The sequence below is a fragment of the Nonomuraea sp. NPDC049309 genome, from assembly GCF_043196965.1.
Lineage (GTDB): Bacteria > Actinomycetota > Actinomycetes > Streptosporangiales > Streptosporangiaceae > Nonomuraea > Nonomuraea fastidiosa.
In genome coordinates, this window is record NZ_JBICSH010000002.1 from 53,898 (window position 1) to 67,219 (window position 13,322).

Here is a 13,322-nt window from a genome sequence, read left to right on the forward strand (position 1 = left end):
TCATCCCTTCGCCCGTGCTCGGAAAGCGGCCGTTTTCACGCGGTTCTGGCAGGCGGTCGAGCAGAAGCGGCGCGTGCCGTTGCGGGAGACGTCCACGTACACGCGGTCGCAGTGCGGGGCCGTGCAGACGCCGAGCCGGTCGTGGAACTCGCTGCCCAGCACGACCGCGAGGCCCGTCGCGCAGCCGGCCGCCCAGTCGCCGGCCATGGTGCCGCCGGGGCCGTGGAAGTGCAGGTGCCACGGCTCGCCGTCGTGGCGTTCGAGGTGGGGCCGCGCGCCGGTCTCGGCCAGCAGCGCGTTCACCAGTTCGGCCGCGCCGTCGATGTCGTCGCCTGCGACGGCGGTGAAGACCGCGCGCAGCCGGCGTGCGACCTCGGCCAGCTCCGCGCCCTCCGCCGCGCTGACCTCACGGAAGGACGGATAGACCGTGCGCAGGGCCGCGGTGGCGGCCGCGCCCAGGTCGGCGGGCTCGGGGAAGGCCCGGCCGCGCTGCTCTCCCGGGGTCAGCGCGTTGACGAGAGCCACCGCCACCCTCACCACGGCGTCTGTGTGACTGTTGAAATCCAATTGACCCGTTACACCTTCGTGCCGTACGTTGTGACTGCCCAAAGTCTAGGTGGCAGTTACAGGGGGCTTTCTGTGCTGACTCACGATGCCGCACAGCAGTGGATCGCGCGCTGGGACCGCCAGCAGGAGGGTTATCTGCCCGATCGGGAGGAGCGTTTCACCGCGCTGATCGACGCGGTGCAGGCGCTCGGCCGGCCCGACCCCGTGGTCATCGACCTCGGCTGCGGCCCCGGCTCCCTGTCCGCGCGGCTCCTCGACCGGCTGCCCGACGCCAAGGTGATCTCCGTGGACGCCGACCCGCTGCTCATCGGGCTCGGGCGGGCCGCGTACCCGCGGCTCACGTTCGTGACGGCGGACCTGCGGGAGAGCGGGTGGAGCGACCGGCTCGGCCTGGACGGCCCGGCCGACGCGGCGGTCAGCACCACCGCGCTGCACTGGATCTCCGAGCCCGAGCTCAAGGGCATGTACGCCGAACTGGCGAGCGTGCTGCGGCCCGGCGGGCTGCTGCTCAACGGCGACCACATGGACACCGACGACACCACGCCCGCGCTCTCCCGCCTCGAACACGCCATCCACGAGCTGCACACCGAGCGCGTCTTCGGAGCCGACCGCCCGGAGGACTGGCGCTCCTGGTGGGACGCCGTCGCCGCCGACCCCGACCTCGCCGAGCTCGACCGCGAGCGCACCACCGCGGGGGCCGGCCACCACGGCTCGGAGTCCCGCCTGCTGTCGCAGCACGTGGCGGCGCTGCGCGAGGCCGGGTTCACGGAGATCGGCACGCTCTGGCAGCGCGGGAACAACCGGCTGCTGTGCGCCGTACGGGGCTGACGGCGCCAGAGCGCCTGCCGACGACGCGCTGCCGGAGCACCCCGCTCGGCGAGCTGTGATCAGCGTTTGCGTGCGATCGTGACGCCGTCCCGCACGGGCAGCATCACGCAGTCGAGCCGGTCGTCGCGGGCGATCGCGTCGTTCACCCGGCGCATCGCCACGGCGCCCTCACCCTGGCAGCCGGGGTCGAACACCTGGCCGCCGAGGAACACGTTGTCGAGCACCAGCAGCCCGCCCGGCCGCAGTCTGGGGACGATCTCCTCGTAGTAGGCGGGGTAGCCGGGCTTGTCGGCGTCCACGAAGGCGAAGTCGAAGGCGGGCTCGGCGGGCAGCGCGCGCAGCGTGTCGATCGCGGGGCCGATCCTGAGGTCGATGCGATCGGCCACGCCCGCCCGCTCCCAGAACGGCCGGGCGATGGAGGTCCACTCGGTGCTCACGTCACAGGCGATGAGCCGCCCGTCATCGGGCAGCGCACGGGCGATGCACAGCGACGAGTACCCCGTGAACACCCCGACCTCGATCGCCTGCCGCGCTCCCGCAAGGCGTACCAGCATGCCGAGCAGCGCGCCCTCGTCGGCCGAGATCTGCATCCCGGCCGAGCGCCCGGTCAGCTCCCGCGTCGTGGCGGCGAGTTCGCGCAGCAGGTCGTCGGCGGGGGTGCAGTGGGCGAGCAGGTAGTCCTCGACGATCGGGGAGACCGGCTCGATCCGGTCTCCGTTCACGGGCGCGTCCCACACCACCGGCTCCTGGAGGTGCCGCGTGACCGCGTCCTGGACCTCCGCCAGCCCGTCCGCGCCGGCCGCGGCGGCGATCAGCAGCAGTTCGCTCCTCGACGCCAGCACCGTGCAGGTGCCGCCGGGCAGGCTCACCGTGCCCCTGCCTGGGCCGGTGAGCCGGGCGTCCGGCTTCAGCTCCTCGGCCAGCCGGGCGAGGCGCTGGTCGGGGTGATCGATGGTGAGGCGCGCTGTGGACAGGGGCATGACTGATCCTTTTTTCGGGATATATCAGTACACGCCCAGTCTGCCGTGCGATCAGCCGATCGACAGGTCGAGACGGGGGAACGTGGCGATCTCCGCCTGGACGGTGGCGGCCTCGCCGGGCAGGGCGAAGAGGCTCCAGAACGTACGGGTCTGGCCGGGGGCGTACTTCTCGGTGGTGCTGCGCACGCCGGAGACGTCGGTGCAGGCGCAGTAGGCGCCCTTGTCCGTCTGGAGCCGTCCGGGCAGGTAACGGCGGCGTCCCGCCTGGTCGGTCAGCCGCACGTTGCCGGCCGCCTGGTGGGTGAGGCTCTCCCAGTCCTGCGCGTGGTGCAGCTCGTTGTACCAGGTCTCGGCCGAGCCCTCGTTCGTGATCTCGTACGTCAGCAGCCCGAGCCCGCCCGGCAGCCGGCGCAGCCCGGTGACCTTCATCGAGAACGGCTCGCCCCCGGCCGCCTTGACCTCGGCGGGCTCGGACGTCCGGGTGGCGCCGGCGGCCGGTTCCCGCCGCTCCTGCGGCCTGGCGAAGGTGACCGTCACGCGCCGGTTGCGGCGCCTGCCCTCCTCGGTGCCGTTGTCGTAGAGCGGGCGGCGCGAGCCGAAGCCGCGGGCCTGGAAGCGTACGCCGTCGCGGGTCACCAGGTTCTCCAGCTCCCGCTGCACGGCCTGGGCGCGGCGCTCGGAGAGCGGGTCGTTGATGGCGTCGTTGCCGGTGGCGTCCGCGTGGCCCTCGACCCGCACCGTGGCGGCCGGGGACGCGTCGATGAGCTTCGCCGTACGCGCGAGCACCGCCTTCGCCTTGCCCGTCAGCGTGGCCTTGTCGACGGCGAACAGCACGTCCGAGGAGAGGTTGACCTGCAGGTCGGTGCCGTTGTCGGCGATCTCGTCCGACTTGTCGAGCGACTCCGACGGCGTCACGATCCGCCGGACGATCGGGAGCACGGCCTGCGCGTCGGGGTCGGGGAAGTCGCCGGCCGGGGGCTCGTCGCTGATCGGCACGTCCGGCATGGGCGGGGCGACCGGGGTGACGACGGTGGCCGTGGCCGGGTTACCCGAGGGGGCGGGGACCACCGCGTACACGGTGATCGACTCGCCTGGCGGGATCGCGTACGGGAGATCGTCGCGCGTCTGGTCGCTGCACAGGCACGGGGAGCCGTCCGGCCGGTACGGCAGCAGCCACGTGTGGGCCGCCGCGTCGAGCACCCCGATGCCGGACGCCCACCTGATCTCGCCGAGCGGGCGGGTGTGGTCGCCCAGTTCGCCGGTCCACGGAAGGTCGTCCGTGCCGGTGTTGGACAGGCGGAGCTGCACGACCAGATGCTTGCCCTTGACCCGGTTGAGCCCGACGACCTCGAGCTTGAAGTCCTCCGTCATCGTGCTGCGGGTCTCGGCGAGCGCGGGCCTGGTGTCCTGCGCCGGGGACCCGCCGCCGGTGGGCGTCGCCGATGACGGCGCCGGGGAGGCGCTCGATGGGGCCGGAGGTGGCGGGGTCTCGCGCGGGGACGACATCCCGCAACCTGCCACGGCGAGCGCCAGGATCGCGGCGGCCATGGCATGGTTTCGGTGGAACATGCCGGCGATTGTTCCATGTCCGAAAAATCCCGCCAGCGAATTTCGCCGCCCTGGTACGGTGCTCACTTGTACCGGGTCGGCGCGGACGGGGACAGAAGGCAACGGCGCTCAGCCCGTACTGGACGGGTTGGGCGGAGGGGCGGAGGGCTACGGCGCTCGGTTCGTACCGTACGGACTGATGGGGGGCGGAATGCTGGAGCCGGAGGCACGGCGCGCGACGGCCGCGGCGATGACGACCGCCTCCTCGCTCGGCCTGGCGGCCGGCGACGCGATCGTCCTGCAGAACTCCAACAAGCTCATCCTGCGGCTGCTGCCCTGCGACGTCCTCGCCCGCGTGACCCCCGCCGCCGAACAGGTCGCGGACCTCGAAGTGGACCTCGCCCGCCGGCTCACCGAAGGCGGCGCTCCCGTCGCCGCCCTGGCCTCCGGGGTGGAGCCGCGGCCGTACGAGCACGACGGCTTCGTCCTCACCCTGTGGACGCACTACGAGCCGGCAGCCCGGCAGGTGACGCCGCCCGCCTATGCCGACGCCCTGCACAGGCTGCACCTCGGCCTGCGCGGGCTCGACGTGCCGGTGCCGCACTTCACCCACCGGGTGGAGCAGGCGCAGCGCCTCGTGGCCGACCCCGGCCGCACCCCCGAGCTGACCGCCGCCGACCGCGACCTCCTGGCCCGCACGCTGGACGACACGACCCGGACGATCCTCGCCGCCTCCCGCCCCGACCAGCCGCTCCACGGCGAGCCGCACCCCGGCAACGTCCTGGCCACGCCGGAGGGCCCGCTGTTCATCGACTTCGAGACGTGCTGCAGGGGCCCGGTGGAGTTCGACCTCGCCCACGCGCCGGAAGACGTGGCCTGCCACTATCCAGGGGCGGATGCGGACGTGCTCCGCCAGTGCCGCCTCCTCGTCCTGGCCATGATCACCACCTGGCGCTGGGACCGCGACGACCAGCTCCCCGACGGCCGCCGCCTGGGCACGGAATGGCTCGCCCGGCTCCGCGCCGAGTCACCGGAACCCACCCCTGCACCACCCCGCCCCACGGCCTCCCGGACGACGGCTCCGGCACCGGCACGTAAGGCTGCTCTGGAAAATCACGGGGCCGTCCGCCGGGGCCGTCCCCCCGCGCCGCCGGACGGGATCGGGCCGCGCGGGGAGACGTACGTGGCGTGGACGCGACGCGGTCAGGACGTACGGGGCTCCTCGGCCCGTTCCAGCAGCACCACCGGGATCTTCCGGCCCGCGGCCGCCTCGAACTCGGCGAACTTCGGGACGAGCGCCACCTGCTTCGCCCAGATCCGCTCGCGCTCCTCCCCCTCGGCGAGCCGGGCCACGACCGGCACCCGCTCCGTCCCGACCTCGACGACGGTCCGCGGGTTCGCCATGAGGTTGTGGTACCAGACCGGGTGGCGCGGGCTGCCGCCGTACGTCGCGAACACGGCCCAGCCCTTGTCGACCTCCAGGTAGAACAGCGGGTTGATGCGCTCCCGCCCGCTCTTGGCGCCGATGTGGTGCACCAGGATGAGCCGCAGCCCCCGCTCGTCGAATCCGGGCAGCGGCGGCGGGACGGGCCGCCCTGCGGCGAGCTCCTCTTCGCTGCTCCAGTGCACCCACCCGCCGTTGGCTCGGAACTCGGCGATGACGCGCGAATTCCAATCGTTGATGTCGGCGCCCCCGGCCTCTGCGGCACTGGTGACAGGCTCGTCGGACATGGAATCCCCCTTGACATATCCGGAGCATGTGATCGGCAAAGTAGCACAAAGCGGAGCAATCTCTCCGGATACGAGGGGACACCGGCCTCCGCGCACCGCTCCCCCGCCGGCCGGAGGTTCCGGCATGCCGCAAGCCCGACGGAGGAAGAGGGGCGTGATGGACTTCGGCCATGGGGCCCTGAGGCGTACGAGGCCTGCCAGGGCGCTCACCCGGGGGCCAGGCGGCTGAGCCGCTCCCATGCCTTGTACTGCTCGATGCGCCCCTGCTCCATCTGGAGCACCATGTCGTACGAGGCGCCGCCGACGATGAGCCGCGCCGGCGGCTCCGGCAGGTCGATGAGCTCCATGACGGCGGGCACGGCGGTGCTCGGGTCGGGACCGGCGTCGTCGCCCCACATCTCGGCGAGCCGGGCGCGCAGGTCCGCGTACCGGGGGTCGGGCTCGGTCGTGGTGGTGCCCACCGTGAACAGGCCGGTGTCGTAGCCGCCCATCTGCAGGATGGTGACCTTGATGCCGAACGGCGCCACCTCCATGGCCAGCGCCTCGCTCACCGAGTTCAGCGCCGATTTGCTCGCCGCGTACATGCCGGTCGAGGCGAAGCCGCCGCTCGCGCCCATCGAGGTCACCTGGAGGATGTGGCCGGAGCCCTGGGCGCGCAGGTGCGGCACGACGGCCTGGGTGACCCAGACGGCGCCGAAGAAGTTGACGTCGAACTGCTCTCTGAGCTGCTCTTCCGTGGCCTCCTCCACCATGCCGAGCAGCAGCCGGCCGGCGTTGTTGAGCACGATGTCGAGCCGCCCGAACGCGGCCACGGCCTTCTCCACGCCGTCGAAGACGGCCTTGCGGTCGGACACGTCGAGCGGCAGCCGTACGAGGGCGCCGGGGTAGCGACCCTCCAGCTCGGCCAGCGGCTCCACGTTCCGCGAGGCGGCGACGACGCGGTCACCGGCGGCCAGCGCCGCCTCGGTGAAAGCCCGTCCGAGGCCGCGGGACGCACCGGTGATGAACCATACTCGGGTCAATTTGCTCTCCTCAGCGATTGAGTGAGACGAGACGGTCCGTCTCGCCTCAAGGCCCCTTCACTGTGACGCACCCCCGCGCCGCTATCAAGACGGACCGTCTCGTCTCGCCGGAGTGTTATGCTGCGGCGCATGTCCAAGCACCCAGACCCCTCACGCCGCAGCGAGCGCTCCCGGCAGGCCATCCTCGCCGCCGCCCGCGAGCTGGTCTCCGAGGTCGGGTACGGCAAGGTCTCCATCGAGGCCATCGCCGCCCGCGCCGGGGTGGGCAAGCAGACGATCTACCGGTGGTGGCGCTCCAAAGGGGCGGTGATCTTCGACGCGTTCCTCGCGCTGAGCGAAGCGGACGAGGGCGGCGTGACGCTGCCCGACACCGGCGACATCGAGGCCGACCTGAAGACCGTGATGCGGGCGACGGTGGCGGAGTTCGCCGACCCGGCGTTCGAGGCGCCGATCAGAGCGCTCAACACGGAGATCATCAACGACCCCGACCTCGCCGCGCAGTACCGCGAGCGGCTGGCCGGGCCGGTGAACGAGGCCAAGAAGGCGCGGCTGCGCAGCGCGCAGCAGGCCGGGCAGATCGCCGCCGACCTGGACCTCGACCTGGCTCTCGAGCTGCTGTACGCGCCGCTCTTCCAGCGCTGGCTGCACCGCTCGGGCCCGCTGACCCCCGAGTACGCCGACGCCCTGGTGGACCTCTTCCTCAAGGCCGCCCGCCCTAGTTGACCCGGCAGGGCTCCGTCCAGATGCACCAGGGGCCGGAGAAGCGCTTGGAGAAGCCCGTCGCGTCGATGTCCGGCGCGCCGTCCTGGCTCCACGCAGCCGCTGCGCTCCAGGAAACCCGTGGCCACGATCGTGAAGGCGAACGCCTCACGCGATCGTGGCCACCCCGCCGAGCCTGTGAGCGCGTCCTAGCCGCGCTCCCCCGGACGGTCGACGATGACCGAATCCAGCAGGGCGATGGCCCATACCGAACCCTTGCGGAAGGCGGGCTCCGGGTTGCCGCCCACGCGCTCGTCCTGGAGCCAGACGGTCCGTTCGCCCAGGTAGTGATAGGTGTGCGGGTCGAGGATGTGGTACCTCCTGTGGATCTCGTCGCGCCCCTCCCGGTAGACGCCCAGCCCGGTGCGGCCCGCGGCATCGGTCACGCCCGATTCGACCCGTACGCCGGGGATCAGCGCCAGGGCCTCGAACATGGCCGACTCCAGCCGCGGCGGCATCGTGCCGTACCTGCTCAGATAGAGCATGATCACCCGAAACGCCCGGTCGGCGTCCGGTTCCGCGCTCTTCGGGACGCCCTCCTCGCGCGGGTAGTCGATCCAGTGGCGGTCCTTGGTGACCTTGGCCAGCAGCTTCTTCGGGTCGGTCGGCAGCGCGCGGAGCTTGGCGTCGTACTGCTGCGGCGACAGGTCGTCGTCGCCCGGATCCGGAGGCACGTCCTGGACCCGCAGCCTGCCGTTCTCGTCGTAGCCGGCGGTCTGCTTGCCGTCGTAGCGGGTCCAGCTCTCACGGGTCTCGGCCTCGTCCGAGTTGGGCTGCTTGTCCAGAACGCGGGTGTACTGCCACTGGGTCGGCTCCGGTACGGAGGTGGCGCCGCGCCCGCCGGCCACCTCGGCGGCCTTGGCGAGCACCATCCCGGAGTCCAGAGGCACGGTCGTCGAAGGGACGGCCACGGGCTGGGTCCCGGAGGGGCCGCCGGGCAGGACGACCACGGCGATCGCGGTGGCCGCCGCCCCCGCCGCCGCGACGGCGACCAGGCGGAGTGCGAGGCTCCGCCGGCGGCGCCGCATCCGGTCGAGCAGGCGGCGGCGCTGCGGGACGAGCCACTGCCCGTCCGGTTCCGGGACCTCGGCGCGCCACTCGCGCAGCGTACGCAGGTCATCCATCGAAAGCCTCCTCTCGCGTCGCCACCAGCGCCTGCCGGGTCCTGGCCCGAGCCCGGTGCAGGCGGGATCTGACCGTGCCGATCGGGATGTCCAGCGCGCGGGCCACGTCCTCGTACGTCATGTCGGCCCAGGCCACGAGCAGCAGCACCTCCCGGTCGCCCGGCGACAGCTCGGCCAGGGCCCGCGCCAGCCCGGCCTGCTGCGCCGCGACCCTGGCGTCGACGTGGTCGGCGTACGGCTCGATGACCTCGTCGACGCCGGTGCGGACCAGCGCGGTAGAACCGGAGCTCCACCCGGCGGTGCCGTTTGATGAGCCGGGCGGCGATGCCGTACAGCCACGGGCGGGCGTCCGGCTGGCTCGAGTCGTAGCGGTGGCGGCGCCGGAAGGCCGCCAGGAAGGTGTCGGAGACCACGTCGTCGGCCAGGGACGGGCCCAGCCGCCGAGCGACGTAGCGGCGGAGCGCGGGCGCGTGCCGGTCGAAGAGGTCGGCGAAGACCTCCGGCTCGCGTTCCGAGCGCCGTATCAGGGCCGCGTCATCGGCCCTGACGGGTTCTACGGCGATCACACTCATTGCTCCCGTCCTGCGCGGTTGCTTTCGACGGCTTTCGCCCGTACGGCCGTCGAAAGTTCGCGGTACGGGATGTGATCAGGACCACACTAGCCGGAGACGGCGGCGGCGACGGCCTTGAAGGCGGCCAGCACCTCCTGCTGATCGTGCGCGCCGGTCGAGGTGGTCGACTTGACGATCACCACGTCGTGCTCGGGAGAGACGTAGATGTACTGCCCGCCGAAGCCCGCCGCCATGAAGTCCTTGCCGCCGCCGAGCCACCAGTGCAGCCCGTATCGCGGATCGACCCCGGACGGGCTGGTGGACGCCTTCACCCACGACGCCGGCACCACCTGCTTGCCGTTCGCCTTGCCCTGGCGCAGGAAGAGCAGGCCGAAGCGGGCGTAGTCGCGGTCGGTGGCGTGGAAGCAGCAGTAGCCGAGGCTGTTACCGTCGCCGTCGGCGTCGATCCGGGCCGTGCCCGCCATGCCCGCGGGCCGCCAGATCTTCTTCTCGACGTAGCGGTGGTACGGGGTGCCGGTCGCCTCGGTGAGGACCCGGGCCAGCACGTACGAGTTCATGCTGTTGTACTCGAACCGCGTCCCCGGCTCCCAGTCGGAGCCCCGCTTGGTGACCATGGGCGTGAGCGGCAGGCCCTTGGCGGCGGCGACCTGCATCTTGGGGACGTCCTTGGCCTCGTCCCATTCGACGCCGGACGACATCCGCAGCAGGTTCCTGATCGACACGCCGTCGTAGCCGGAGCCGCGCAGCTCGGGCACGTACCGGGTGACCGGGTCGTCGATCGAGCGGATGTGCCCCTCCTTCAGCGCGACACCGATCGCCGCCGAGGTGAACGACTTGGCCATGGACCACGACTGGAACCGGGTCGTCCGGTTTGCGCCGGTGTACCGCTCGTGCACGATCTTCTGTCCGCGCAGGACGAGGAAGCCGTTGGTCTTCGTACGGGTGAGGAAGTCGTCGAGCGTGTGCTGCTCGCCCTTGTAGGTGTAGGTGACCGAGAGCGGGCGGTCGGCGTTGACCAGCGGGACCGGGTCGGCCGACGGCCTGATGACGTCGGCGGGCGGTGCCGTATGGGCGGTGGCCAGGGTGAGCGCGATGAGGATGCTGCGCACGTCGCCTCCTGTAGTCGGCTGAATCGGACAGGGGGCGATGGTGGACCGCTTTTCTGGCAGATCTCTGGCAGTTCGCTCCGCTCACTCCAGCCATGGGCGTGGCCTGCCGGTACCGCCGGCGGTGGGCAGCCGGATCTCGAAGCGGGCGCCGGTCACGGTGGCGGTGCCGCCGTGCAGCTCGGCCTGCTGGCGTACGAGGGTCAGGCCGAGGCCGGAGCCGGGACTGTCCCTCCTGCGGTGGAAGCGGGTGAACACCGTCTCGCGGTCGGCGTCCGGGACGCCTGGGCCGCTGTCGGCGACGGTGAGGACGGCGGTCCGCCCGGTGAGCGCGCTCCCCTCGCCGGAGGCGCCCCGCCCGCCCGACGCGACCTCCCCGCCGGAGGCACCCCGCACGCCCGACACGGCCTCCCCGCCGGAGGCGGGCTCCCCTTCGAAGGCGAGTGCCACGGTGATGGGCGGCTTGCCGTGCGTGGCGGCGTTGTCGATCAGGTTGTCGGCGATGAGCCGGAGCCCTTCCGCCCAGCCGCGCACGGTCACGCCGTCCGCCACCGCCTCGGTGATCGTCAGGCCGGGGTGGCGGCGGCGGGCCGCGGCGACGGCCTCGCGCACGATGCCGCTCAGATCGGCCGGCGCGGCGGTGGCGGGGTCGAGCAGCTCACCGGCGGACAGCTGGCGGAGCACGGTGACGAGCCGCTGGACGCGGGCCTGCTCGGCGGTCAGGTCGGCGACGACCTCGGCACGGTCGTCCGGGGTGAGGCCGGGATGCTCGAGCAGGGAGAGGTTGGCGGCCATGCTGGTGAGCGGGGTGCGCAGCTCGTGCGCGGCGGTGGCGGCGAACGCGCGGGCGGTCTCCAGCGCGGCGTCACGCCGGTCGAGCAGGTCGTTGAGCACCCCGGCCAGGTGGTCGATCTCGACGACGCGGGAGCCGGTGTCGAGCCGGACGTCCTGGGCGGTCGCCTGGCGGCTGAGCCGGGTGAGCGGCCGTACCGCGTACCGGCCGAGAACGGGTCCCGCCGCGGCGCCCGCGAGCGCGCCGATCAGCGTGACCGTGAGCACGCGCCGGCGCAGCAGCGCGAGCTGCCCGTCGAGCCGCTCCTTCGGCTCGAACAGCAGCAGCCGGTGGCCACGGCGGCCCAGGTCGGTGGCCACGTATCGCCAGCGGCCGTGGTCGGCGGGCCCGTCACCGGCGGGCGGCCGCTCCGGCACGTCGCCGATCGTCAGCGGCTCGCCGCCCTCGACGTGCACGTACACACCGGGTCCCGCCGCCGCGGCCAGTCGCTGTTCCATGAAGTCCGCAGGAACGGCGGGCACGGCGCCGACCCGCCAGGCGTACGAGGCGGCGGCCGGTCGCAGCGCGCGCAGCCGCGCCAGGAGCCGTTCGTCGCGTTCGGCGCGAAGATCGGCGGAGACCAGGGCGAGCACGAGCAGCCCGGACAGCGCCACCATGAGCGCGACCAGCGCGGCCAGGCAGATCGCGAAGCGGGTGGACAGCTTGACGCTGCCGGTTCGCGGCTTCACGGCCGCGGTTCGCGCAGCACGAAGCCGACCCCGCGTACGGTGTGCACCATGCGCGGCTCGCCGAGCTTGCGCCGCAGGTAGCTGACGAAGGTGTCGACGGCGTTCTCGGTGACGTCGAAGTCGTACCCCCAGACCAGCTCCAGCAGCGCCTCGCGGGACAGGACCAGACCGGCGTTGAGCGCCAGCACCTCCAGCAGGTCGAACTCGCGCCGGGTCAGCTCGACCTCGCGCCCGTGCATCGTCACCCGGCGCGCCTGCGGCTCGACCACCAGCGGCCCGACCCGCAGGGCGGCACCGGGCGCCCGCCCGGCCCGGCGCAGCAGCGCGCGCAGCCGCAGCACCAGCTCGCCCAGGTCGAACGGCTTGACCACGTAGTCGTCGGCCCCTGCGGCGAGCCCGGCGACCCGGTCGGCCACCTCGTCCATGGCCGACAGCATGAGCAGCGGCACGTCGGTCCCCTCGGCGCGCAGCCGCGAGCACACCTCGATGCCGGACATGCCGGGCATGGAGACGTCGAGCACGATCGCGTCCGGCCTGCGGACCGCGACGAGCTCGAGCGCGCCCTCCCCCGACTCGGCGGTGTCGACGCCGAACCCCTCAAGCCGCAGCCCGCGCCGCAGCGCCCGCAGGATGGCCGGGTCGTCGTCGACGGCGAGGATCTGGTGGCCGCCCAACGACACCTCCCTCGGTACGTCGGCCACAGATCCTACGTCGCCGAATCGGCGGTGCGGCCAGAGCCCGAAGAGCAGAGCGGCGCGCAAGGGAAGTCACCGGCGTACGGGATAGCGCAGATGAAGCACCCGATCGCCCTGGATCACCACGTCGGGATCCTCCAGCAGGCGCTGCCCATCGACCGGCCCGAAGAAGCACTCGCCCCACCCGAACACGACGGGCACGACGTCCATGCGCACCTCGTCGACCGCCCCGCGGCGAGCACCTGCCCGCCGACGTCACCGGCCGCCACCTCGACCAGGCGGTCACCCGCGAGCTCCTGCGCCTTCGCCACGGCCGCCTCGATGCCGTCCACGAAAGGGAACGGCGCCTCGGGGTCCCAGCCCTCGGGCATCGGCCGGTGCGACACGACGACCACGTGCTCGACGTTGCTCGGCGGCTTGCCGTCCCAGCCGCCGGTGAGGTCGAAGACGTGCCGGCCGGCGATCGTGACCCCGATCCGGTCTCAGTACGCCCGCGTGTAGCCGTAGGACGCCTGCGACACCTTCAGCGCGCCGCTGTCGTCCAGCGGCACGTCGCCGCTGGTCAACCAGTCGAACAGCGGCCCGGGCGCGTCGTTGTCGTCCGCGCGCCAGATGCGTGCTGCTGACGCCGGCCGCCGCGGTCGAACCGCCGATCGCCACCCTCCCACCGGCCGCCGCGATGACACCGCTCGCCCGGCGGACCAACCCGAGATCGGCCTGCTCGCCCTGCCTTTTCCTCAGCTCCTCTCCGAGCAGCGCCGACATCTCGTACGGCCTGCCCGCCGCATCCAGCCGCTCCCGCAGCTCGTCGGCGACCCGCCTGCCCCATATCCGCTCGACGGTCACCGGCCGGTCGCGCAGCTCGGCCG

The 13,322-nt window shown here is 72.6% G+C and carries 14 protein-coding genes and 2 pseudogenes; 3 read left to right on the forward strand and 13 right to left on the reverse strand.

The window, feature by feature from the left end; translation table 11 throughout:
* The gene (locus ACGFIM_RS13930; protein ID WP_393199889.1) at positions 1-567 is read right to left on the reverse strand and encodes a CGNR zinc finger domain-containing protein; all 567 of its coding nucleotides are present in this window, start codon (positions 565-567) and stop codon (positions 1-3) included.
* A 72-nt stretch (positions 568-639) separates the two neighbouring features.
* Between ACGFIM_RS13930 and ACGFIM_RS13935 the strand changes: the two genes are divergently transcribed.
* Positions 640-1,395, forward strand: coding sequence for a class I SAM-dependent methyltransferase (locus ACGFIM_RS13935; RefSeq protein ID WP_393199891.1), 756 nt, complete (start codon positions 640-642; stop codon positions 1,393-1,395).
* A 59-nt stretch (positions 1,396-1,454) separates the two neighbouring features.
* On the opposite strand, the gene ACGFIM_RS13940 is transcribed toward ACGFIM_RS13935, so the two are convergent.
* Positions 1,455-2,375, reverse strand: coding sequence for a class I SAM-dependent methyltransferase (locus ACGFIM_RS13940; protein ID WP_393199893.1), 921 nt, complete (start codon positions 2,373-2,375; stop codon positions 1,455-1,457).
* 51 nt (positions 2,376-2,426) lie between these two features.
* Positions 2,427-3,944 carry an OmpA family protein gene (locus ACGFIM_RS13945; RefSeq protein ID WP_393199895.1) on the reverse strand — a complete coding sequence of 506 codons (1,518 nt, stop codon included), beginning with the start codon at positions 3,942-3,944 and terminating at the stop codon, positions 2,427-2,429.
* A 229-nt stretch (positions 3,945-4,173) separates the two neighbouring features.
* Between ACGFIM_RS13945 and ACGFIM_RS13950 the strand changes: the two are divergent.
* A pseudogene (locus ACGFIM_RS13950) lies at positions 4,174-4,782 on the forward strand (phosphotransferase); the annotation flags it as partial.
* Between the two features lie 344 nt (positions 4,783-5,126).
* On the opposite strand, the gene ACGFIM_RS13955 reads toward ACGFIM_RS13950, so the two are convergent.
* Positions 5,127-5,894: a nitroreductase family deazaflavin-dependent oxidoreductase gene (locus ACGFIM_RS13955; RefSeq protein ID WP_393199897.1), complete on the reverse strand. Its 768-nt coding sequence runs from the start codon at positions 5,892-5,894 to the stop codon at positions 5,127-5,129.
* A complete protein-coding gene (locus ACGFIM_RS13960; RefSeq protein ID WP_393199899.1) occupies positions 5,861-6,676 on the reverse strand; it encodes an SDR family NAD(P)-dependent oxidoreductase in 816 nt (271 codons plus the stop codon). Before ACGFIM_RS13960 ends, ACGFIM_RS13955 begins: the two co-directional genes overlap by 34 nt.
* A 129-nt stretch (positions 6,677-6,805) precedes the next feature.
* On the opposite strand from ACGFIM_RS13960, the gene ACGFIM_RS13965 reads away from it, so the two are divergent.
* Positions 6,806-7,399 carry a TetR/AcrR family transcriptional regulator gene (locus ACGFIM_RS13965; RefSeq protein ID WP_393199901.1) on the forward strand — a complete coding sequence of 198 codons (594 nt, stop codon included), beginning with the start codon at positions 6,806-6,808 and terminating at the stop codon, positions 7,397-7,399.
* Positions 7,400-7,584: 185 nt separating this feature from the next.
* On the opposite strand, the gene ACGFIM_RS13970 is transcribed toward ACGFIM_RS13965, so the two are convergent.
* The 8 genes and pseudogenes from ACGFIM_RS13970 to ACGFIM_RS14005 form a co-directional block, all read right to left on the reverse strand.
* Positions 7,585-8,559, reverse strand: a complete 975-nt coding sequence (locus ACGFIM_RS13970; RefSeq protein WP_393199903.1) for a CU044_5270 family protein — start codon at positions 8,557-8,559, stop codon at positions 7,585-7,587.
* Entirely contained in the window at positions 8,552-8,707 is a 156-nt protein-coding gene (locus tag ACGFIM_RS13975; protein WP_393199905.1) for a sigma factor-like helix-turn-helix DNA-binding protein, read from the reverse strand. Before ACGFIM_RS13975 ends, ACGFIM_RS13970 begins: the two co-directional genes overlap by 8 nt.
* A gap of 205 nt (positions 8,708-8,912) precedes the next feature.
* Positions 8,913-9,131: pseudogene (locus ACGFIM_RS13980) on the reverse strand (RNA polymerase sigma factor); the annotation flags it as partial.
* A gap of 86 nt (positions 9,132-9,217) precedes the next feature.
* Positions 9,218-10,240 carry a serine hydrolase domain-containing protein gene (locus ACGFIM_RS13985; protein ID WP_393199907.1) on the reverse strand — a complete coding sequence of 341 codons (1,023 nt, stop codon included), beginning with the start codon at positions 10,238-10,240 and terminating at the stop codon, positions 9,218-9,220.
* A gap of 81 nt (positions 10,241-10,321) precedes the next feature.
* Positions 10,322-11,758 carry a sensor histidine kinase gene (locus ACGFIM_RS13990; RefSeq protein WP_393199909.1) on the reverse strand — a complete coding sequence of 479 codons (1,437 nt, stop codon included), beginning with the start codon at positions 11,756-11,758 and terminating at the stop codon, positions 10,322-10,324.
* Positions 11,755-12,459, reverse strand: coding sequence for a response regulator transcription factor (locus ACGFIM_RS13995; RefSeq protein WP_393199911.1), 705 nt, complete (start codon positions 12,457-12,459; stop codon positions 11,755-11,757). Before ACGFIM_RS13995 ends, ACGFIM_RS13990 begins: the two co-directional genes overlap by 4 nt.
* A gap of 66 nt (positions 12,460-12,525) precedes the next feature.
* The gene (locus ACGFIM_RS14000) at positions 12,526-12,663 is read right to left on the reverse strand and encodes a hypothetical protein (RefSeq protein WP_393199913.1); all 138 of its coding nucleotides are present in this window, start codon (positions 12,661-12,663) and stop codon (positions 12,526-12,528) included.
* Between the two features lie 272 nt (positions 12,664-12,935).
* Positions 12,936-13,121 (reverse strand): hypothetical protein, encoded by a 186-nt coding sequence (locus ACGFIM_RS14005; protein WP_393199915.1) that lies wholly within the window; start codon positions 13,119-13,121, stop codon positions 12,936-12,938.
* Between the last annotated feature and the right edge of the window lie 201 nt (positions 13,122-13,322).

Excerpts from the sequence above, each read along its gene's own strand:
- ACGFIM_RS13940 (WP_393199893.1), bottom strand. The coding sequence starts at position 2,375 with ATGCCCCTGTCCACAGCGCGCCTCACCATCGATCACCCCGACCAGCGC.
- ACGFIM_RS13945 (WP_393199895.1), bottom strand. The coding sequence starts at position 3,944 with ATGTTCCACCGAAACCATGCCATGGCCGCCGCGATCCTGGCGCTCGCC.
- ACGFIM_RS13955 (WP_393199897.1), bottom strand. The coding sequence starts at position 5,894 with ATGGGAGCGGCTCAGCCGCCTGGCCCCCGGGTGAGCGCCCTGGCAGGC.
- ACGFIM_RS13965 (WP_393199901.1), top strand. The coding sequence starts at position 6,806 with ATGTCCAAGCACCCAGACCCCTCACGCCGCAGCGAGCGCTCCCGGCAG.
- ACGFIM_RS13970 (WP_393199903.1), bottom strand. The coding sequence starts at position 8,559 with ATGGATGACCTGCGTACGCTGCGCGAGTGGCGCGCCGAGGTCCCGGAA.
- ACGFIM_RS14000 (WP_393199913.1), bottom strand. The coding sequence starts at position 12,663 with ATGGACGTCGTGCCCGTCGTGTTCGGGTGGGGCGAGTGCTTCTTCGGG.